Raw genomic sequence first — 21,926 nt, forward strand, 5'->3', positions numbered from 1 at the left:
CCTGCCAGCCGGTATTCCCCCCTGCCCTTTTCTGTTGCAAAGTACTCTTCCAGCCTGCTGCTCATCCTCTGCCTGTTCGCGGTGACTTCATTCCGGTTTGCCATAAAGCGTTCGCTGTGGCGGATGCCTTCCAGCACCGCCTGGCGTAACGCCGGGGCATCCTGAAGGTAGTCGTTCACTAACCCATGCACGGTCTCTGACGGTATCCCCGCTCTTATCATAAATATCAGCCTGAACGCCGTGGTCACCAGCTTCTCCCCTGCCTTATCCACCCGCAGAATGCGGCTTATCCTGTCGCCCACCGAGACAATAAACGCATCCGTACTGAAGAGCTGTACTTCCAGTTTGCTGGCATTTTCCTGCAGCCCCTTCACGACGGTGTTCATCGATTTCTGGTAATACCCCACCAGTTTTTTCATGTTGCCGACCTGCTGCATCAGGGTGGCCGTCATGGCGGTCGCCGTCAGCGGTGTCACATCTTCGTCTTTTTTCGCCTTCACCGTTGCCAGATACGGCTCCAGCTCGCTGATTAACTGCGGGTTATTGGCCGCCACATGCCGCCACAGCAGGTTCTCACGGTTTTTTGTGCTGTATTCATTCCACCAGCCGTCTATCTTTGCGGCACCTGCCGGACAGCTGTTAATCCCGTGCATCGCCATTCCCACCGCTGACTGGTAGAACAGCCCTGCCCGCTGCACCTCACAGTGGAAATCATCCAGCACGGCCAGCAGCACCGGCGCACTGAGCCAGTTCACCACGCTGACGATACGCTTCTGGAAGATAGCGTTAACCGTGTCAACCAGGCTCGTGTAGCAGGTATCAAAATTCGCCTGTCGGGCTGTGTTGAGCTTTTTCTGATAGGGTGCCCAGCTTCTGGCCCGGGCATCAGTGAAGTTCTGTGGGCGTTCCGCCAGCTCCTTGTCGACCTGCGCTTTAATGGCTGCTACCTTCTGCTGGTGAAGCGCCAGCGGCTCCGGCGGATCCAGCAAAACATTTTCTGGATAAGAGACTGTCACCTTTTGTGCATGCCACGCCCTGACCAGCCTGTCGTCAGCTCTTATTTGCGCCAGCACGTCTGGCTTGCCCTGAAAACGTTGCTCCAGTGTTTTCAGGCGGGCATCAAGATATTCATCCGACAACATCGCGTTTTCGGGCTGAGCAAATCGCTCCACCACCGCCTCACCGCGTGCCTGCGCTTTGTCAGCCAGTATCGTTTTTAATGCATCAAGACTGGTTTTTGTGGCGAACTCAAGCTCCCGCTCCTGCAGAAACTGCGCCTGACGACCCAGCACGTCCTGGCTCCAGCCATTGAGCTCATGAACAATCCCTACCGGATCCCAGAGTGGAAGCAGCAGCGGCGTCATCCCCTCACTCCGGTTCTGCATGGCCGTAACCGTCGCGGCGGCCCTGCCGCTGCGTTTTTTTGCCCACGGGTACAGGCTGGACTGCATTTTCACCACATCATCACTGACCCGCCAGGGGTCATCCACCGTCGGATCCCAGAGCGACGATACCCGGCTGACATTTACCACTTTTGCATCATCCGGACCGGGCAGCAGGCCCGAAACAGATGGCACCTGATAGTCCAGCACCTGGTTCAGGCTCGCTTCGGTGACATTGGTCCCTGTTTTGGTGCGCTGGGCCCCCGACGCTGAGGGTATTACTTTCTGCATTCTCTCACTGCGGGCTCTGGCGTCGAAGCTGTACCGTTCAAGCGTCTCCTTTTCCCACGGATACTGGCTGAACGCAAACCACACATTGCCGCACTTTTCCGGGGATTCAATGCTTATAAACTCGACGTTTTGCGCAATATGCCCCCCCGTTTCACACTGCGCCTTATCCACCGGGGCAGGGTTAGACGCCACCTGCTGCAGCCACAGTGAGCCGTCCGGCGCAACGCTGTAGCACTGCCAGTAATTCGTGCCCTGTTTTCCTTTTTCATAGAAAACGTAAAGGTAACCCTGACGAAGCGCACGGAGGGTGTACTTTTCATTATTGCCGAGCGTTATCCCGATGATGCACGGATCCTTCGCCCACTCCGGTAAACCGGTATTAATATTTTCCGGCACAACGGCATAGCGCACCGGCAGTACCGTCAGGCCTTTCGTTGTGCATAATCCCTGGCATGCCATATTCACGTCCTTTTCTAATTAGGCCTACGAATAAAAATGTCTCTTTAGCCAGTAAAATAAACAGAGCCTGCAATCACCTTATAGCCGGAACAATGGCAAAGCACACGGTCCTGATCCTGTACCAGAAGTATGCCATTACTGATGATACCGGCGGTAGTGGCCTATTTTAGTGCCATGCATTTGTGCGGGTGTTACCGAGAACGACAAAGTTCAATATTACAATCCATTTAATTAATAGTAAAACCACCACTCCCCTGAATAAATAAATTTAGAACTGGGGCAGGCAGCTCTATTTTTATCACTTGGATCGTGCCACTCTTTATTACTTATTAGTTCTTTCTCATGTTTCTTTGTTATTTTATTGAGATTGACTGTTGCGATGTGTTTCATCCCCAGCAACTGAAATATTTCTTCAGCCACTTTGCAAAATGTGGAGGAACAGGCTTTATAAGCAGCGATTGCAATCGCTCCAGTAAATATAAAAGCCAGCCCTAACACCATCATAAGAAAAAAAATATTCTTTCCAAAAATCTAACTGTTCCCAACCCACCTCATTCAAAGACTTAACAAGGCAAACACATGCAAACATAAACATGAGTATAGCTGTTAAAATAAACATATTTTTTATCCGCCAAAGCATATGCGCAATATGCCCCATATCACATTTCGGACATACAGACACTATCCGCTCTTCCGGTAACGCAATAGCATAGACCTCGTAATGGTCATGCTGCCATTCAACAATCATGTTCACGTTATCACCAGCCTGAAGCCGTGTGACGCCCACCCAGCCGCGGAAGGGCTTGCCATTAATCATTCCCTGCACATATTCCGCCGAATCATTCGAAGATTCGCTTTCAGCCGTTATTACCGCACCGACTCCCGGACTCCCTGCAACTATCGCTCCAGCGGCGGCAACTCCACGCTGGCTATCCTCACCAAAGGCATTGCGAACATCCCGCCAGCTCTGGCGATATCGCACCGGACGCTCAGCGACTTCATCAGGCTTTAAACAGTTGCCGCCGTTCGCCCGCAGCAGCGGAAGCGCCAGCACCACCGTCACCTCCTGTGATTCACTCTCAAGCGACAGCACCGGCGGCAGAGGATCAGCATTGTCGGTATCAATCAGCGTGCCGTCCTGGAAACGGACGTGCAGATGCCGGGCCTGAATACGCCCTAGTTTGAGAGATTCCGGTTCAAAGGTGGCATCAATGACCCCCCACGGGCACGAAAGACCCAGTCGGGCAATACATTCCGCAGACCAGGCCGCATACGCGACCTGTTGCTGAAAATGCTGGGGAGAGACCAGAATGCCCCTGCCCCATAACGGTTGTTCCGTTTTCATCAGCTTCCTGCCTGTTTTACGATTTCGCCTTCGGCATCTGGGAAACCAGTGACAGGTTGACGTCCATGCCTTCGACCTGGAAGTGAGGGATCGCGTAGAGCTTCACACGGAAGAAGCCCGGGTTGTCTTCAATATCTTCGACAACCACTTTCGCATCACGCAGCGGGTGAGACGCCTGCAGTTCATCGCCCGGATCGGTCATTTCAGTGACCAGACTGCGGACCCAGGTGTTCAGCTCCAGTTCAAGCAGGCGACGATCCTTCGTGGTACCGATGTTTTCGCGCTGAATCAGCTTCAGGTAATGGGCGATACGCGACAGCAGGAAGATATACGGCAGACGCGCGTTGATGCGGCTGTTAGCCGTTGCATCTGCGGTGTCATACAGCGCCGGTTTCTGGCTTGAGTTAGCCGAGAAGAAGCAGGCATAGTCGCGGTTTTTGTAGTAGGACAAAGGAATGAAGCCCAGATTCGCAAACTCAAATTCGCGGGTTTCGGGGATCATGACCTCGCTCGGGATTTTTACCTGATTGCCGGTACCGAGATCGTAAAGATGGATAGGCAGGTCCTGAACCGCACCACCGGCCTGCGGACCCCGAATCTGTACGCACCAGCCATTATTGATAAAGCTACGCACCATGTTGGACGCAAAGGCAAACGAGGCATTCGTCCACAGGTATTTGTCGTGATCCGGACCTTTGACCTCTTCGACATAATTGAAGCTGCGAACGGGAACGGTATCTGGCCCGTACGGTAAACGTCCCAGTACGCGCGGCATGACCAGGCCGATATAGCGAGCGTCGTCGGTATCGCGGAACGATTTCCACTTGATGTACTCTGCGCGGTCAAAATAGTTACCAATATCTTTTATCGCAGCGACGTCTTCCATGGACTCTTTAAGGAAGAATTTTGGACCTGCTGAGCCGATAAACGGCATGTGCGCAGCAGCGGAGACTTTAGAGATGTTGCGCAGCAGCGCGACATCCTGCGCTGAAGCATCGAACTCGTATGCGGAAATCAGTGCCGCAATTGGCTCGCCACCTGGGGTATCATATTCATCAATATAGGTGTGTTTATACAGGCCACTCTGGATGATTTCCGGGCTGTCTTCAAAGTCCTGACGCAGGTCTTCTTTAGACATACTCAGCAGCTCAATTTTCACGTTCTGGCGAAAATCTGTTTTATCAATCAGTGACTTCACTCCGCGCCACAGACCTTCAACTGCCTGAAACTCCTCATGGTGCATTACCGCGTCCAGCTGACGGCTGATCTGGTAATCGAGTTCAGCAATGTGGTGATCAATCAGGCTTTTATCCAGTTTTTCGACTTTCGCACCGGCTTTGGTCAGACATTCCAGGAAGACCTGCATACCTGCCGTCAGACGTTCATCAGCGGTCGCATCCGACATCGCCTGCGCGTCCTGCCAGATATCCAGGGCGCTCAATTCAGAGACGGGACTTAAGTTGATTTTCTCAAACAGGGAGGCGTAAACCCCACCCGCAGCAGGACGTTCCAGCACCATGCTTTCACCGCCAGCAATATTATTTTGTACAGACATGAGCATTCCTTGATTAATCCGTTAAAACATCGTGATGGTTAAGCTTTTTTGGGTACCAGTGCGGATAATTCATTGCGCAATTCAGCGTTAAGCGACTGGTCAAGAACGATTTTTTCCAGCTCTTTTCGGAAAGTCTGGTTATCCAACAGGTTGGCCTTAAGATCGCGGAGTAAGTTGCGCATCGCCAGCATCGCCTTCAGCTGTGGTATCTGGGCAGCCACCTGCTCTGGCGTGAAATCTTTCATGCTCTGGAAAGTCAGCTCAATATTGTCCTCACCACCATCATCTGACAGGGTGTTTTTGACGCTCAGATTAACTTTTGGGGAATATTCGGAAAGAACACTGTCGAAATTATTTTTGGTGATGTTAACTTTTTCACGCTCAGATATTGGCGCAGCATCCTGACCATTACTGAAATCACCGGCAACAAGCAGTTTTAAGGGTAATTCCATTTTCTTGCTTGCTCCGCCAGTATGCAGGTCAAGCTTCAGGTTAATACGTGCCTTAGGCACTTCATTCTGAAAACTGTCAGACATTTGATCATCCCTCTTTGTTTTGCGATGCAAACTTCACGGTATCGTTCTTGATGCGCAATATTAGAACAATGATCGACCGCAAATCAAATACACAGATCATTTATCCGCAATTAGAAAATTCTTAAGAATTTTCCTCTAAGATATTATTGCAACTTATCAGACCAACCCAGAAAAAGAAGCTACTCTTTTTCTGTAAAACAAATATTTGTATCGTAAAAGAGGTTGCAGCCAGTCAGATGCTAAAAAAACAATATTGTTTTGATTTGCATCACAGCACTATATCAAAAACACAGGAGAGAACTGCTTTAGACTCGATAAAAGGAAAGATGAATAAATTATGGACTCAGGCACTCCATTCATTGGATGAATAATAAATAAGAACTTTCACAAAGAAAATTCTTATTTATTAAACGAAGAGGTAAAAAAAAATATGAATACGGAATCTGCCACAAAAAAATAGCGCTTTTAATCCTTCCTCTCTCGAAGAGGCTTCATGCCCGACTCAGGTGGAAGGTGTTCTCATGACTGACTGCCTATAAAAACTGTAAAATCAACCACCTCCTTGACTGCCGCTTTTTTAATCAAAAACGAGTAATAGCACATAACGTATAACGGTGCTACATTACGCCGCCCACCCAAATCAGCAGTGGTCAGGCAACGCCGTAAAGTTCGGTAAAGCCTGAAACCATCACCTTGAAGAACGGTCTTAATGGCACGTCGTATCGCACACGCTGCGCTACCTTTACAGGCTTCACATAGGTTTTACTATCTTGTCTCAATCCAAATTTGAACGTGCGTTTTTACACCCGCGTTACTGGTTTACATGGTTTGGTCTTGGCGTACTCTGGCTGCTGGTGCAACTTCCCTATCCTGTGCTGCGTTTGCTGGGGTCGAAACTGGGCAGCGCCTCTCGCTATTTCCTGAAACGTCGCGAAGCCATCGCGCGCAAAAACATCGAGCTTTGCTTTCCTCAGTACAATGCTGAAGAGCGCGAAAAATTGATCTCTGAAAACTTTAAATCTATCGGTATGGCGCTGCTCGAAACCGGTATGGCCTGGTTCTGGTCGGATGAACGCGTCCGCAAGTGGTTTGATGTCGAAGGGCTGGACAACCTTAAACGCGCGCAGTTGCAAAACCGCGGTGTGATGGTTGTGGGCGTTCACTTTATGTCGCTGGAGTTGGGTGGCCGGGTGATGGGTCTTTGCCAGCCAATGATGGCGACCTACAGACCGCACAATAGCCCGGTAATGGAGTGGGTACAGACGCGCGGCCGCATGCGTTCCAATAAAGCGATGATCAGCCGTAATAATCTGCGTGGAATGGTCGGTGCCCTGAAGAAAGGTGAAGCCGTCTGGTTTGCCCCTGACCAGGATTATGGACGTAAAGGCAGCAGCTTTGCCCCCTTCTTTGCCGTTAAAGACGTGGCGACAACCAACGGTACCTTTGTGATTTCGCGGTTGTCAGGCGCCGCCATGCTGACCGTGACGATGGTGAGAAAAGCGGATAAATCAGGCTATCGTCTGCACATCTCTCCTGAAATGGCTAACTATCCTGAAAACGAATGCGAAGCCGCAGCGTTTATCAACAAGGTCATCGAAACTGAAATCATGCGCGCGCCAGAGCAATATCTCTGGATGCATCGCCGTTTCAAAACGCGCCCACTTGGCGAAGCCTCGCTCTATATTTAAGTCCCGCGTGACGGTTAGTTTCGATAAGAAACTAACCTTTTCAATCACCTGTAATAACCCCGCGTAACGGTTTTTCGTCACGTCGCTCAAAGTGAATTTATTGCCTTGCGAAATCAAACTGTCGCCGTTCCACGACACCCGTAAGTGTCGGAAATTATTTAAAAAAACCCCTCTTGTCACCCCTCATTTTTAGGCGTACATTAGCGCCGTCTGGCTACAGGAAAGCACAGAATTCTGAGCTGGAGTCGGCGGCATAGCGGGAAAATTCTCATTTCCGTTTTGGCCGGATTTCAGTTCTCTATACTCAGTTGGACTCTGTTTTTAAATGCGTACCACAAGATACGCGGAGCGATGAAACGTGAAATATTTCTTTATGGGCATTTCGGTGATCGTTTTAGTCTGGGCCGGAACCTTTGCCCTGATGATCTAGTGAAGAACATGCAGTCAAAAAGACAGGAGCCATAGGCTCCTGTCTTTTTATGTCATGATGATGCGGGGTGTTCGGAGACGCTCTTTGTTGAGAGCAGGCCATCGGCCCGGAACATACTCTTGATGCCCCTCACCGCCTGACGAATACGGTCGCTATTTTCGATTAAAGCAAAGCGCACGTGGGTGTCACCGTAATCACCAAAGCCAATGCCCGGTGAAACACACACCTTAGCGTCCTGCAGCAGTTTTTTTGCAAACTCAAGCGATCCCATTGCCGCATACGGCTCCGGAATTTTCGCCCAGACGTACATGGACGCTTTCGGCATTTCCACCATCCAGCCCGCTTCATGTAACCCTTTTACCAGCACGTCGCGGCGGCGTTTATACTGGGCTGCAATGTCGTGAACGCATTGCTGATCGCCTTCAAGCGCCGCAATAGCGGCAACCTGTAGCGGCGTAAAGGTGCCGTAATCGTGATAGCTCTTGATTCGCGCCAGCGCACTCACCAGCGTTTTGTTACCTACCATAAAGCCAATACGCCAGCCCGCCATGTTGTAGCTTTTCGACAGGGTAAAGAATTCTACCGCCACGTCACGCGCCCCCGGCACCTGCATGATTGAAGGCGCTTTCCAGCCATCATAGACGATATCCGCATACGCCAAATCATGTACCACCAGCACGTCATAGCGCTTAGCCAGGGCCACAACCTTCTCAAAGAAATCGAGCTCCACGCACTGCGCCGTCGGGTTGGACGGGAAACCCAGGATCATCATCTTGGGTTTCGGATAGCTTTCGCGAATTGCGCGCTCCAGCTCGTTGAAGAAATCGACGCCTTCCACCAGCGGTACAGAACGTACCTGCGCCCCGGCTATCACCGCGCCGTAAATATGGATTGGGTAACTCGGATTGGGAACCAGTACCGTATCACCGTGATCCAGCGTGGCCAGCATCAGGTGCGCCAGCCCCTCTTTCGAGCCGATGGTCACAATGGCTTCACTCTCAGGATCGATATCAACCTGATAACGATCCTGATACCAGCGCGAGATCGCGCGGCGTAATCTGGGAATACCGCGCGAGGTTGAGTAGCCGTGCGTATCCGGACGCTGGGCAACCGCGCAGAGCTTCTCAACGATATGCGGTGGCGTGGGGCCGTCAGGGTTGCCCATGCTGAAATCAATGATGTCTTCGCCGCGCCGACGCGCAGCCATTTTCAGTTCAGCGGTGATATTGAAAACATAAGGGGGGAGACGATCGATACGCGTAAAACGGCGTTCAGGACTGAATTCAGCCATAGATTCCTCAGATTAACGTTAGCGCCCGGACCGTCCGAGCGACGCTGCCACTGATGTGACATGCTTAGAAAATAACCTGAAAAAAATCACGCTGTCGAGAGGGAAATGAAAAAAAAGAGAACCCCATGAAAACCGGAACACGGGTACGCCTTAAAGCGGAAGGAGGGGGACTCATATCGGCTTTCCGTTATCTATTGTTTAACACAATGATATCAAAACAGTTACCGGACGATGCGACAGCAGGAAAGAATCGGGAGGTATCAATCCTCATTCGATAATCCCCTTTCTAAAACAGGGTTTTTCCTCATTTGATAAACCTGACGGATAGCTGGTCAATATGCCCCAGGTTTTTTATCATGGTTCTTTCCCGTTTTCCCAGGTCTGCTCGTGCACGAAATATTCACTATGCTGCTGGCGGTTTTTGATCGCGCAGCATTAATGCTGATTTGCCTGTTCTTCCTTATTCGCATTCGCCTGTTTCGCGAGCTGTTGCATAAATCTGCTCACTCGCCGAAAGAACTGCTGGCCGTCACCGCTATCTTTTCGCTCTTTGCGCTGTTCAGCACCTGGTCCGGCGTGCCGGTAGAGGGCTCGCTGGTTAACGTGCGGATTATCGCCGTCATGTCTGGCGGAATTTTGTTTGGTCCGTGGGTAGGTGTCATCACCGGCGTGATTGCCGGAACCCATCGCTACCTGATTGATATCGGCGGCGTCACGGCGGTGCCGTGCTTTATCACCAGCATTATCGCCGGGGTACTATCCGGCTGGATCAGCCGTAAAATCCCGAAAAAGCAGCGCTGGCGCGCCGGGATCCTCGCAGGCATGGTGTGCGAAACGCTGACCATGATCCTGGTTGTCGTCTGGGCTCCCACGACCGCGCTGGGGCTGGATATCGTCTCGAAAATCGGTATCCCTATGATTCTGGGTAGCGTGTGCATCGGTTTTATCGTGCTGCTGGTGCAGAGTGTGGAAGGGGAAAAAGAGGCCAGTGCCGCTCGCCAGGCCAAGCTGGCGCTGGATATCGCCAACAAAACGCTGCCGCTTTTCCGCCACGTTAACGCGGAGTCGCTGCGTCAAGTCTGCGAGATTATTCGCCACGACATTCACGCGGATGCCGTCGCTATCACCAATATTGACCACGTGCTGGCTTACGTCGGCGTTGGCGAGCACAACTACCGCGACAATGATGACACGATAAGCCCGACCACCAGACAAGCGATTAACTACGGTAAAATCATTATTAAAAACAATGATGAAGCCCACCGAACGCCGGAGATCCACTCTATGCTGGTGATCCCGCTTTGGGAGAAAGGCGTGGTGACGGGCACGCTGAAAATTTATTACTGTCACGCGCATCAGATCACCTCAACGCTGCAGGAGATGGCGATAGGTCTGTCGCAGATCATCTCCACGCAGCTTGAGGTCTCCCGGGCGGAACAGTTACGCGAGATGGCAAATAAGGCAGAGCTGCGCGCGCTGCAGAGCAAAATCAATCCCCATTTCCTGTTTAACGCGTTAAACGCCATCTCCTCTTCGATTCGTTTGAATCCGGACACCGCGCGCCAGCTGATTTTCAACCTGTCGCGTTATCTGCGCTACAACATTGAGTTGAAGGATGACGAGCAGATCGACATCAAAAAAGAGCTGTATCAGATTAAAGACTACATCGCGATCGAGCAGGCGCGCTTTGGCGACAAACTGACGGTCATTTACGATATTGATGAAGAGGTCAACTGCGTGATCCCGAGCCTGCTGATCCAGCCGCTGGTCGAAAACGCCATTGTTCACGGTATTCAGCCCTGTAAAGGCAAAGGTGTGGTCACCATTAGCATCACCGAAAGCGGCAACCGGGTGCGTATCGCCGTGCGCGATACCGGCCACGGGATTGACCCAAAAGTCATCGAGCGCGTGGAGTCTAATGAGATGCCGGGGAATAAAATCGGGCTGCTGAATGTGCATCACAGGGTCAAACTGCTCTACGGCGATGGGCTGCATATTCACCGTCTTGAACCCGGCACTGAAATCGCTTTTTACGTCCCGAATGAACGCTCCCCTGTTCATGCGACGGCATCACTGTTACCTCAGGGTGAGTAATATGAAAGTCATTATCGTTGAAGATGAAATTCTGGCTCAACAGGAGCTCACCTGGCTCATCAAAACCCACAGTCAGATGGAGATTGTGGGTATCTTTGACGATGGGCTGGACGTGCTGAAATTTCTGCAGCATAACCGGGTCGACGCCATTTTTCTGGATATTAATATTCCTTCGCTGGACGGCGTCTTGCTGGCGCAAAACATCAATCAGTTTGCCCACAAGCCGTTTATTGTGTTCGTTACCGCCTGGAAAGAGCATGCCGTTGAGGCCTTCGAACTGGAGGCGTTTGACTATATTCTGAAACCTTACCAGGAGTCGCGGATTGTCAGCATGCTGCAAAAGCTGGAGGCCGCATGGCAGCAACAGAGCGCTCCGGTCACCGCCAGCCCGACGGTACGGGAAAACGACACCATTAATCTGGTCAAGGATGAACGCATCATCGTGACGCCAGTGAATGATATCTACTACGCCGAAGCGCATGAGAAGATGACGTTTGTCTATACGCGGCGGGAATCGTTTGTCATGGCGATGAATATTACCGAATTCTGCGGCAAGCTGCCGTCGGCCCACTTTTTCCGCTGCCACCGTTCGTTCTGCGTGAATTTAAATAAGATCCGCGAGATCGAGCCGTGGTTTAACAATACCTATATTTTGCGTCTCAAGGATCTGGATTTTCAGGTGCCGGTGAGCCGCAGCAAGGTGAAAGAGTTCCGTCAGCTGATGCACCTGTAAAACGCCCTCTCCCGGCGGAGAGGGCTCTGTGTCAGAGGATTTGCCCGAGAACCTGACGCAGATGGGCACCCGAACCCAGCAGGCCAGGGTTATCATGCACGATGAGATAAACAGGAATATCCTGCACGTAGCTTCTGAAGCGTCCTTTATCTTCAAACCCACCGCGGAAACCTGAAGCTTTAAAGAAGTCGAGGAAGCGTGGCACAATCCCGCCCGCAATATAGACCCCACCGAAGGTGCCAAGCGTAAGCGCCAGGTTGCCGCCGAAACGTCCCATGATCACGCAGAACAGCGACAGGGCACGACGGCAGTCAATGCAGCAGTCCGCCAGCGCGCGTTCGGTGACGTCTTTCGGCTGCAGGTTTTCCGGCAGACGACCGTCCGATTTCACAATTGCACGGTACAGGTTCACCAGCCCGGGTCCAGACAGGACGCGCTCGGCAGAGACGTGACCGATCTCAGCACGTAACTCTTCGAGAATAATGCCCTCTTCTTCGCTGTTTGGCGCAAAGTCTACATGACCGCCCTCACCCGGCAGGCTTACCCAGCGCCGATCAACATGCACCAGATGCGAAACGCCCAGGCCCGTACCGGCACCGTAAACCGCAATCGGCTTTCCCTCGACCGGTTCAGCGCCGCCGAACTGGATCAGATGCTCTGGCTTGAGCATCGGGATCGCCATAGACACGGCGGTGAAGTCATTGATGATTTCCAGATGCGCAAAACCGAGGTTCTTTTTCATCTCTGCAATAGAGAATGCCCAGGTATGGTTGGTCATGGCGACCCAGTCGCCAGTTATCGGGCAGGCAATGGCAATGCAGCCATCCTCGACGCTCACCTGATGTTCATCCAGATAGACGCGGACAACGGCCTCAAGGCTGGGATAATCCAACCCCGAGTAGGTTTTCGCCCGGGAAATTTCACCGCTACTTACATCGCATAATGCGAGGCGCGCGTTCGTGCCGCCCACATCACCTACCAAAGCATACTTTGTCATTCTTCTACTGCTCCGCTAAAGTCAGAATAAATCTTTGGGACACTGTAAATTCAAGGCGTGATAACAACAACGACTGGAAGGTGAATGCCCATGGATTATCGATCTTCGTCACAGAATAACTTTACCGTTTCAGCACCTTTTGCACTATTGCCATAAAGCTGATTGTGCAGAGTAACGTTATACCTTTTTGTACAAGGAAATCATCATGCTCCACCCGCGAGCCAGAACCATGCTGTTGCTGGCAATTCCGGCGCTCATCATTGGCGTGGCGTCAAGCCTGGTACTCATTGTCGTGATGAAAGTCGCGTCGGTGCTGCAAGCCCTGCTATGGACGGCGCTTCCGGCGAAACTGGGGATCACCGCTGATTCTTCAGCGTGGATCATTTTGATGCTGACGTTAACCGGTATTGCGGTAGGCCTGGTGATCCGATTCAGTCCCGGCCACGCCGGACCGGACCCGGCGCTGGAGCCGCTGATTGGCGCCCCGGTTCCGCCCTCTGCGCTGCCGGGGTTGATCATCGCGTTAATTGTGGGCCTGGCGGGCGGCGTCAGCCTCGGACCCGAGCATCCCATTATGGCGGTGAATATTGGTCTGGCGGTGTTCCTGGGCTCACGCATTTTACCGCGCGTGGGTGCGCTGGACTGGACGATCCTCGCCTCCGCAGGCACCATCGGGGCGCTTTTCGGCACGCCGGTAGCTGCCGCGCTGATTTTTTCACAGACGCTTACCAGCAATAATGATGTCCCGCTCTGGGACAAACTGTTTGCTCCCCTGATGGCCGCGGCGGCGGGCGCGCTAACAACCAGTCTGTTTTTCCATCCCCACTTCTCCCTCTCTCTGCCCCACTACGGAGAGATGCGAATAGCGGATATTTTCAGCGGTGCCATCGTCGTTGCAATTGCCATCGCGCTGGGGATGGTCGCGGTATGGTGTCTGCCGCGCCTGCACCGGCTGGTGCATAAACTCAAGCATCCGGTGTTGATTCTGGGCACAGGGGGATTGATCCTCGGTATTTTAGGCACCATCGGCGGGACGGTGACGCTGTTTAAAGGCCTGGACGAGATGCAGCAGCTGGCATTCAGTCAGGTATTTAGCGTTTCCGACTATCTGCTGTTTGCCGTCATCAAACTGGCGGCGCTGGTCGTCGCGGCTGCGTGCGGTTTCCGCGGTGGACGCATTTTCCCTGCGGTGTTTGTCGGCGTGGCGCTGGGGCTGATGTTGCATGAACATGTGGATGCGGTTCCGGCGGCAATTACCGTCTCCTGCTCGATTCTGGGTCTGGTTCTGGTGGTGACGCGTGACGCATGGCTGAGCCTGTTTATGGCGGCGGTTGTGGTGCCGGATTCGACGCTGTTCCCGCTGCTCTGCATCGTGATGTTGCCCGCCTGGCTCCTGCTGGCGGGCAAACCGATGATGATGGCCTGGCGAAACGATAAGTAATCAGGCGCTGTTGCGCGCTTCCAGCGCTTTGGTGAGCGCGCTCAGCAGCGGCGGTATGTCGGATTTCGGCAGCATGACCTCGATCAGCGAAAGCCGCTCGTGGTGCGCCACTTTTTCCAGCACATCCACCAGCTCACCTGCCTCACTCACCTGCCAGCACTCGGCCTGAGGCGCGAGACTCAGCGCCTGTGGAAGGTGCGTCCAGTTCCAGAGCGCAATATCGTTATACCGTTGCTCCGGTCCATGGATGGCCCTTTCGACCGTGTACCCTTCGTTGTTCAGCACCAGAATGATCGGACGTTGTTTATCACGCAACATCGACCCGAGCTCCTGAATAGTCAGCTGCGCCGCGCCATCCCCCGTCAGCACTATCACACGCCGGTTCGGGCAAGCCGTTTGTGCGCCAAACGCTGCGGCCAGCGTGTAGCCGATCGACCCCCACAGCGGCTGGACGATAAAATTCACGTCAGCCGGAAGGCGCAGGTCAATGGCGCCGAAGGCCGACGTTCCCTGATCGGCAAGGATGATGTCTCCTGGGCGAATAAACGTTTGCAACGTTTTCCAGAAATTCTCCTGGGTCAGCGCGCCCTGCGGCTGAGGGAAGCTCATTGCGCGATGGGAAGCTGGCGCAGGTTTATCATGCACATGCTGTTTGCACAGTTCCACCAGCGTTTCGATTGCCTGAAGCATCGGGATGCCGGTAAACCAGACGTCACCGACGCGGGCAGCGTGAGGCTGAACTTCTATCGTTTGGGCCGGGGTTAGCTGATGGGTGAAACCGGCGGTGAGGGTATCGGTAAAACGGGTGCCGATGCACAGTACCGTATCCGCCCCTTCAATCGCCTCTTTTACCGGGCCGGCGCTTGCCGAGCCGCTGTATGTGCCGTAAAAACCGGCATGACGTTCGTCGAATATCCCTTTACCCATTAGCATCGTGGCGTGCGCCATCGGCACGTCCTTCACCCACTTCTGTAGCGCATGCTTGTGTCCATGGCGCAGAACAAGGAAATCAGCTAACAGCGCGGTGCGCTTGCTGGTTGCCAGTTTATTTTCCGCAGCATCCCGAAACGCTTTCAGGCAGGCACTGTCGGCATGGGCATGGTGAAGTGTGAGAGCGTTTACAGGAGGCGTGGCGGCTTTTTTTGCCACGTCGGCAGGTAACATCAAATAGCCGGGACGACGCTCCCGGAGCATGGTGGTCAGAACCCGGTCGATTTCATAGCAGGCGTTTTGTTCGGTCAGGATCGCCTGAGCGACGGTAATCGGCTCGCTCATATGATAAAAATGGCGGAACTCCCCATCACCCAGCGTATGGTGCAGCAGTTCCCCTCGTTGCTGTGACGCCGTCCCCGGCGCCCCGACAATATGCAATACCGGAACGTGCTCGGCATAGCTTCCCGCGATGCCATTCATGGCACTTAACTCGCCTACACCGAATGTAGTGAGCAGCGCGGCGAAGCCCTTACAGCGGGCATATCCGTCAGCAGCATACGATGCGTTTAATTCGTTGGCACAGCCCACCCAACAGATGTCGGGGCTATCTATTACATGGTCGAGAAACTGCAGGTTATAGTCGCCCGGCACGCCAAACAGATGATCGGCTCCACAATCAGTAAGACGGTCCAGCAGGTAATCGGCGACGCAGTATGGGGTACGCATGAACAGGTATCCTTCTAATGTTGACCTCACTTTGAGTATTAGAGAAGCGTGATGGCTGTCCAGAATCAGCGGTAAGAAGGGTATGGAAAGAATGCTTTACAAAAAAGGCTGCGCTATGCTGCTTTTTTTCACGTTAATGTAAACGCATACACTGATTTTTCTCATCTGCGCACGAGGTCATAAAATGGGTTATCAGCCGGATAAAAATCGTTACCAGACAATGCAGTATCGTCGCTGCGGTCAAAGCGGGCTCAGGTTGCCCGTCATATCGCTGGGTCTGTGGCATAACTTTGGGGACGCCACGCGTCTCGAAAACAGCCGTCAACTTTTACAGCGCGCCTTCGACCTGGGTATTACGCATTTCGACCTTGCCAATAACTATGGTCCTCCACCGGGGTCGGCCGAGCGTAATTTTGGGCGTATTTTGCAGGAGGATTTTCTGCCCTGGCGCGACGAGCTGATTATCTCGACGAAAGCGGGATATACCATGTGGGAGGGCCCCTACGGCGACTGGGGATCGCGCAAATATCTGCTGGCAAGCCTGGATCAAAGCCTGAAACGCATGGGGCTGGAGTATGTCGATATCTTCTATCATCACCGTCCTGACCCGGAAACCCCGCTGACTGAAACCATGAAAGCGCTTGACCATCTGGTGTGCCAGGGAAAAGCGCTGTATGTCGGGTTATCCAACTATCCTGCAGAGCTGGCGCGAAAAGCGATTGATATCCTGAATGACCTTGGCACGCCCTGCCTGATCCACCAGCCGAAATACTCCATGTTTGAACGAGGACCGGAAGGGGGTTTACTGGCCGTGCTGCAGGAAAAAGGCGTCGGCTGTATTCCCTTCTCGCCGCTGGCGGGAGGACAGCTCACCAACCGATATCTGAACGGTATTCCCGCAGACTCCCGTGCGGCAAGTGGCAGTCAGTTCCTCAACCCGGATCAGATCACCGAAGAGAAGCTGGAAAAAGTGCGTAAGCTCAATGTCCTGGCGGAAGGCCGCGGCCAGAAGCTATCGCAGATGGCGCTGGCCTGGGTGTTGCGCCATGACGACGTGACGTCGGTGCTGATTGGGGCAAGTCAAGCGGCTCAAATTGATGACGCCGTTGGCATGCTGGAAAACCGCCATTTCTCCGCGGAAGAGCTGAACCTTATTGAAGAAATACTGAGCAGCTCAAAATAAAACCACTTTTAGCAAAAAGTGCTCTGAACCTGGAATTCGGAGTTGAGGCGATGAAACGAGGCTTTACCAACTCGTAATATTGCGTTAACAGGCCCCACAAAGGCCCCGATCGTGAAGGAGAAAGAGTATGTTCAGGTCACTGATTCTTGCAGCGGTATTACTGGCTTCCGCCCCGCTCATCGCCACTGCTGGCGAAATCACCCTGTTGCCATCAGTAAAATTACAAATTGGCGATCGTGACGACTACGGCAGATACTGGGACGGTGGCTACTGGCGCGACCGTGACTACTGGAACCGTCATTATGAATGGCGCGGTGACCGCTGGCGCAGGCACGATAATGGCCTGCATCGCGGCTGGTACAAAAACAATGCCTATGAACGCGGCTACCGCGAAGGCTGGAACGATCGTGACGACCGCCGCGGTGGCTGGGGTCACGGCCCAAAAGGACACGGTGGTCACGGCCACGGTCGTCATTAATGTAAAATGTAAAAAAGGAGCCTTTCGGCTCCTTTCTCTTTTATAACCCCAGCGCTGTGCCAATCAACAGCCATAAATTTAGCGCCACAACCACTACTACAATTGCCCATCCTGTCCGTTTCACCAGCGTCGAGTTAACCAGATCGCCCATCAGGGCTGGATTGCTGGTAAAAATCAGCAGAGGAACCAGCGCCAGTGCGATACCAAAACTCAGCAGCACCTGACTCATCACCAGAATTCGCGTGGGATCAAGCCCCATCAGAATCACAACAAACGACGGCAGCATGGTGACGGAACGACGAACCCACAGGGGAATATGGAAGCGCACAAATCCCTGCATCACCACTTGCCCTGCCAGCGTGCCCACCACCGTGGAAGAGAGACCGGCAGCCACCAGGCTCAAACCAAAAATCGTGGCAGCAGCATGGCTCAGTAACGGCTCCAGCGTGAGATACGCCTGGTCGAGATCGGCAATACCGGTATGACCGTTAAAGTGAAAAGCGGCAGCTGCGGTGGCCATCATCGCCAGGTTCACAAAACCCGCGATGGTCATGGCAATCGCCACATCCCATTTGGTTGCCGAATAACGTTCTTTACGCGTCCCACCGTGAAGATGCTGGGTCAGCGAAGAGTGCAGATAAATGACGTGTGGCATAATGGTCGCCCCAAGCACCCCGGCAGCCAGGAAGACGGCTTCCGACGTTGGCAGGCTGGGGATCACCATGCCTTTACCAAGCTGTACCAGGTTTGGCTGGGAGAATATCAGCTCGACAATATAGGCCGCCGCGACAAACAGCAGCAGACCACCAATCACCTTTTCAAGCGGCTTTTGCCCCCGACGCTGTAACATCAGGATCAGGAAAGTGGCAATCCCGGTCAGGACCGCCCCTTGCAATAGCGATACGCCCAGAATCAGCTTAAAGCCGATCGCCGCACCGATAAATTCAGCGAGATCGGTTGCCATGGCGATGATTTCAGCCTGCACCCAGTAGAGCCAGACGGCCGGACGTGGGTAGTGGTCGCGGATCTGTTCTGCCAGGTTTTTGCCCGTAGCAATCCCCAGTTTTGCTGAGAGCATTTGAATCAGCATCGCCATCAGGTTCGCCCAGACGACCACCCAAAGCAACTTATAGCCGAAGCTGGCCCCGGCCTGAATATTGGTCGCAAAATTACCCGGATCGATATAGCCGATGGCAGCAATGAACGCAGGTCCCATTAATGCGAACCGCAGCTTGCGCGCCGCTCTGCCACTGCTACCCTCTACGCGACTGTTAGTCATTATCTGCCTCTGGAAATATAGCCTTTGCTATGTTTAATGCTATCAAAATGAGAATGATTATCAAGATCACTTAAGTGGTTTAACATGATTTCTCTGATAGCTAAGAACGATAGATGGGCAGGTGGTGCGACTTCACAGAATGTGAAAATGCGCAGTCATTTGTGAAGCGTAGCACACAAACTTAACTTTTCACTCATTTACCTAACATAACGAAAATGTATTGTGGATCACTATTTTTGAGACTCGTCACAGGATGTAACTATAGTGTGTCCTTGATCTCGTTTTCTTTTCGCTTGTTGCATAGAATGTGCACGAAAATTAAACCTGCCTCATATTTGGAGCAAATATGGACCGCGTCCTTCATTTTGTCCTGGCACTTGTTGTCGTTACTGCACTCGCATTGCTGGTCAGCACAGACCGCAAAAAAATTCGTATTCGTTATGTTGTCCAGCTGCTGGTCATTGAAGTTTTACTTGCGTGGTTCTTCCTGAACTCCAACGTAGGTCTCGGCTTCGTAAAAGGCTTCTCCGAAATGTTCGAAAAACTGCTCGGATTCGCCAACGAAGGGACCAACTTTGTCTTCGGTAAAATGAACGACGAAGGTCTGGCATTCTTCTTCCTGAAGGTGCTGTGCCCAATCGTCTTCATCTCCGCGCTCATCGGTATTCTGCAGCACATCCGTGTTCTGCCGTTCGTGATTCGTGGAATTGGTTTCCTGTTATCCAAAGTCAACGGCATGGGCAAGCTGGAGTCTTTCAACGCCGTCAGTTCCCTGATCCTCGGTCAGTCTGAGAACTTCATCGCGTATAAAGATATTCTCGGCAAAATGTCGCGTAACCGCATGTACACCATGGCGGCAACCGCAATGTCTACCGTTTCCATGTCTATCGTGGGCGCGTATATGACCATGCTGGAGCCAAAATATGTTGTCGCTGCGCTGGTTCTGAACATGTTCAGCACCTTTATCGTGCTGTCGCTGATCAACCCATACCGCGTTGACGCCAGCGAAGAGAACATCCAGATGTCCAACCTGCACGAAGGCCAGAGCTTCTTCGAAATGCTGGGCGAGTACATTCTGGCCGGTTTCAAAGTGGCGGTTATCGTTGCCGCCATGCTGATCGGCTTCATTGCGCTGATCTCTGCGCTGAACGCCCTGTTCGCCGCGGTGCTGGGTATCTCCTTCCAGGGTATTCTGGGCTACATCTTCTATCCTGTTGCCTGGGTGATGGGTGTTCCGGCTCACGAAGCGCTGCAGGTGGGCAGTATCATGGCAACCAAACTGGTTTCTAACGAATTCGTTGCGATGATGGATCTGCAGAAAATTGCCAGCACGCTTTCTCCGCGCGCGGAAGGCATCCTGTCCGTGTTCCTGGTCTCCTTCGCGAACTTCTCGTCCATCGGTATTATCGCCGGGGCGATTAAAGGCCTGAACGAAGAACAGGGTAACGTGGTTTCACGCTTTGGCCTGAAACTGGTGTATGGCTCCACTCTGGTGAGCGTTCTGTCCGCGTCCATCGCAGCGCTGGTCCTGTAACGTTTACTGCAAAACAAAAAACCGGGAGCAAGCTCCCGGTTTTTTTATGCCCGAATTTCTTCCAGCGGTTTGGGTTTACCTATCAGGTAGCCCTGCAGGTAATCCACGCCGAAGCGAAGCAACATCTCCCGCTGTGCGGGTGTTTCGACATACTCCGCCACCACACATAGCGATTTCGTCTTCGCCAGATTACACATCGACTGGACGATCATCGCATCCATGTCATCAGTACAAATGTCTTTAACAAAGCAGCCGTCAATTTTGATGATATCCGCCTGCAGACGTCTGAGACGCTCGTAGTTAGCGTAGCCTGTACCAAAATCATCAATAGCAATCCGGAATCCACAATCCCGCAGTTGCTGAATATTATTGATGCTGCAACCTGAATTGGAGAAAGCCTGCTCTTCGGTGATCTCAATGACCACGGTTTGAGGGGCAACGCCGTATCGTTCAAACAGCGCACAAATCTCGGTCGCCACCTCTTTTTGCATCAGCGTGAGCGGCATCAGATTGACGGAGAAACGGGCCCCAGGCTGCGTCGCTGGATGATCGCGCAGCCACAGCAGTAATTTTTCCATAACGCACATATCAAACCGGTGGCTAAGGTTGAACTGGGCAATCAGCGGAATAAAGCGCTCAGGGGTGATGATTTCGCCCTCGCTCTCCATACGCGTTAGAATTTCGTAGTAACCGCTACCGTCTGCCTTCTGGATCGGTTGCGCGTATAAATGGAACTGACCCGCCTCCAGGGCATGCTTAATCCGCGCTAACATCAGGACGCGCTCTGTTGTTTGTCCTGATGCAGCCTCCAGGCTATTCGTCAGCGCAAGTACGTTCTGTCCTGCACAAGATTGCTCAGCCAGCCAGCTTAATTGCCCCAGCGTGTGATGCAATTTTTCACCGTTTTCGACCATCCCCCAGGAGGCACCAAACTCAATATCCAGCCCGGTGTTGTTCCAGAAAATTTTCCGGCTGTTCAACCGATCAACCATATGCTGGAGACGCTCAGCAATTTCCGGCCCCAGCAAGACCACCACCAGCTCGCTTCCGGGCAACTGGAAGAGCATCTCGTCCTTTTGCAGAAGGGGTTGCAGCGACGAGGCGATCGTGCGTTTGCAGTGGACCCGCATCAGGATCCCGTAATGGCGGCTCAAAAATTCCAGGTTATCCATGCGCAGAATGCACACTTTGGCATCCTGGTGAATCTCAAGATACTCCTCCAGCGCACGGATATTGGGCAAACCGGTCAGCGGATCGGTCAACGCTCTGCCCTGCCATCCCCGCTTCAGCCACTCGCTACGCTGGTAAATCCGCGACATGTAAAGCAAGCAGATGGCAAACGAGATCAGCACGGACAGGATAAAGGAGAGTGAATGGCCCGACTCCACACCATTCAGGAAGTTATAGTTGTAGGTCAACAGCAGAAGCGCTGAAGCAGCCCAAAGCAGAGAGATAAGTGCATAGGTCAGGCGGCTTATCGCTAAGGAAGGTGCGAATAAGCAGGTCATTTCTTCCCAAGCTGACTCGCTGATTAAAATTTCGCGGATCTGG

General features: G+C 52.7%; 16 protein-coding genes and 2 pseudogenes. 8 read left to right on the forward strand and 10 right to left on the reverse strand.

All coding sequences use genetic code 11. From position 1 onward, the window contains the following. The 5 genes and pseudogenes from ACOTXR_RS24065 to tssB form a co-directional block, all read right to left on the reverse strand. On the reverse strand, positions 1-2,132 hold a 2,132-nt coding region (locus ACOTXR_RS24065; protein ID WP_421767123.1), incomplete at its 3' end, for a T6SS effector BTH_I2691 family protein. Positions 2,133-2,577: 445 nt separating this feature from the next. Beyond that, positions 2,578-3,045 (reverse strand): annotated as a pseudogene (locus ACOTXR_RS24070) (putative type VI secretion system effector); the annotation flags it as partial. A gap of 9 nt (positions 3,046-3,054) precedes the next feature. Beyond that, positions 3,055-3,477, reverse strand: a pseudogene (tssK, locus tag ACOTXR_RS24075) (type VI secretion system baseplate subunit TssK); the annotation flags it as partial. Positions 3,478-3,493: 16 nt separating this feature from the next. Then, positions 3,494-5,038, reverse strand: a complete 1,545-nt coding sequence (gene tssC, locus ACOTXR_RS24080; RefSeq protein WP_014884713.1) for a type VI secretion system contractile sheath large subunit — start codon at positions 5,036-5,038, stop codon at positions 3,494-3,496. Positions 5,039-5,070: 32 nt separating this feature from the next. Then, complete coding sequence (tssB, locus tag ACOTXR_RS24085; RefSeq protein WP_058690509.1) at positions 5,071-5,568, reverse strand: type VI secretion system contractile sheath small subunit; 498 nt, start codon at positions 5,566-5,568, stop codon at positions 5,071-5,073. Positions 5,569-6,335: 767 nt separating this feature from the next. On the opposite strand from tssB, the gene lpxP reads away from it, so the two are divergent. Both lpxP and ypdK read left to right on the forward strand, forming a co-directional pair. After that, the gene (gene lpxP, locus ACOTXR_RS24090; protein WP_087529900.1) at positions 6,336-7,256 is read left to right on the forward strand and encodes a kdo(2)-lipid IV(A) palmitoleoyltransferase; all 921 of its coding nucleotides are present in this window, start codon (positions 6,336-6,338) and stop codon (positions 7,254-7,256) included. A 358-nt stretch (positions 7,257-7,614) separates the two neighbouring features. Next, on the forward strand, positions 7,615-7,686 hold the full coding sequence (ypdK, locus tag ACOTXR_RS24095; protein ID WP_099458937.1) for a membrane protein YpdK: 72 nt from the start codon (positions 7,615-7,617) through the stop codon (positions 7,684-7,686). 52 nt (positions 7,687-7,738) lie between these two features. Here ypdK and alaC read toward each other — a convergent pair whose 3' ends face one another. Next, positions 7,739-8,977: an alanine transaminase gene (gene alaC, locus ACOTXR_RS24100; protein ID WP_045134540.1), complete on the reverse strand. Its 1,239-nt coding sequence runs from the start codon at positions 8,975-8,977 to the stop codon at positions 7,739-7,741. A gap of 387 nt (positions 8,978-9,364) precedes the next feature. Here alaC and ACOTXR_RS24105 point away from each other — a divergent pair, with 387 nt between their 5' ends. Together ACOTXR_RS24105 and ACOTXR_RS24110 are read left to right on the forward strand one after the other, a co-directional pair. Beyond that, complete coding sequence (locus tag ACOTXR_RS24105) at positions 9,365-11,071, forward strand: sensor histidine kinase (protein WP_014884717.1); 1,707 nt, start codon at positions 9,365-9,367, stop codon at positions 11,069-11,071. A gap of 1 nt (position 11,072) precedes the next feature. Beyond that, positions 11,073-11,804 carry a LytR/AlgR family response regulator transcription factor gene (locus ACOTXR_RS24110; RefSeq protein WP_045269731.1) on the forward strand — a complete coding sequence of 244 codons (732 nt, stop codon included), beginning with the start codon at positions 11,073-11,075 and terminating at the stop codon, positions 11,802-11,804. A 31-nt stretch (positions 11,805-11,835) separates the two neighbouring features. On the opposite strand, the gene glk is transcribed toward ACOTXR_RS24110, so the two are convergent. Continuing rightward, positions 11,836-12,801 (reverse strand): glucokinase, encoded by a 966-nt coding sequence (gene glk, locus ACOTXR_RS24115; RefSeq protein ID WP_058690510.1) that lies wholly within the window; start codon positions 12,799-12,801, stop codon positions 11,836-11,838. Positions 12,802-13,006: 205 nt separating this feature from the next. On the opposite strand from glk, the gene ACOTXR_RS24120 reads away from it, so the two are divergent. Beyond that, positions 13,007-14,242, forward strand: coding sequence for an ion channel protein (locus ACOTXR_RS24120; protein ID WP_014884720.1), 1,236 nt, complete (start codon positions 13,007-13,009; stop codon positions 14,240-14,242). On the opposite strand, the gene ipdC is transcribed toward ACOTXR_RS24120, so the two are convergent. Continuing rightward, positions 14,243-15,901: an indolepyruvate decarboxylase gene (ipdC, locus tag ACOTXR_RS24125; protein ID WP_058690511.1), complete on the reverse strand. Its 1,659-nt coding sequence runs from the start codon at positions 15,899-15,901 to the stop codon at positions 14,243-14,245. A gap of 184 nt (positions 15,902-16,085) precedes the next feature. Here ipdC and mgrA point away from each other — a divergent pair, with 184 nt between their 5' ends. Together mgrA and ACOTXR_RS24135 are read left to right on the forward strand one after the other, a co-directional pair. After that, positions 16,086-17,084 carry an L-glyceraldehyde 3-phosphate reductase gene (gene mgrA / locus ACOTXR_RS24130; protein ID WP_058690512.1) on the forward strand — a complete coding sequence of 333 codons (999 nt, stop codon included), beginning with the start codon at positions 16,086-16,088 and terminating at the stop codon, positions 17,082-17,084. 127 nt (positions 17,085-17,211) lie between these two features. After that, complete coding sequence (locus tag ACOTXR_RS24135) at positions 17,212-17,562, forward strand: DUF2502 domain-containing protein (RefSeq protein ID WP_014884723.1); 351 nt, start codon at positions 17,212-17,214, stop codon at positions 17,560-17,562. A gap of 40 nt (positions 17,563-17,602) precedes the next feature. On the opposite strand, the gene ACOTXR_RS24140 is transcribed toward ACOTXR_RS24135, so the two are convergent. Next, positions 17,603-18,841: an Nramp family divalent metal transporter gene (locus ACOTXR_RS24140; protein WP_014884724.1), complete on the reverse strand. Its 1,239-nt coding sequence runs from the start codon at positions 18,839-18,841 to the stop codon at positions 17,603-17,605. A 346-nt stretch (positions 18,842-19,187) separates the two neighbouring features. Here ACOTXR_RS24140 and ACOTXR_RS24145 point away from each other — a divergent pair, with 346 nt between their 5' ends. Further along, on the forward strand, positions 19,188-20,375 hold the full coding sequence (locus ACOTXR_RS24145) for a NupC/NupG family nucleoside CNT transporter (RefSeq protein WP_014884725.1): 1,188 nt from the start codon (positions 19,188-19,190) through the stop codon (positions 20,373-20,375). A 44-nt stretch (positions 20,376-20,419) separates the two neighbouring features. Here the strand turns inward: ACOTXR_RS24145 and ACOTXR_RS24150 are convergent. Further along, positions 20,420-21,926, reverse strand: a 1,507-nt coding sequence (locus ACOTXR_RS24150; RefSeq protein ID WP_421767124.1) for an EAL domain-containing protein, incomplete at its 5' end; no start/stop codon positions are given.

Origin of the sequence: Enterobacter cloacae complex sp. IR53030 (assembly GCF_049238365.1) — a bacterium.
GTDB lineage: Bacteria > Pseudomonadota > Gammaproteobacteria > Enterobacterales > Enterobacteriaceae > Enterobacter > Enterobacter kobei.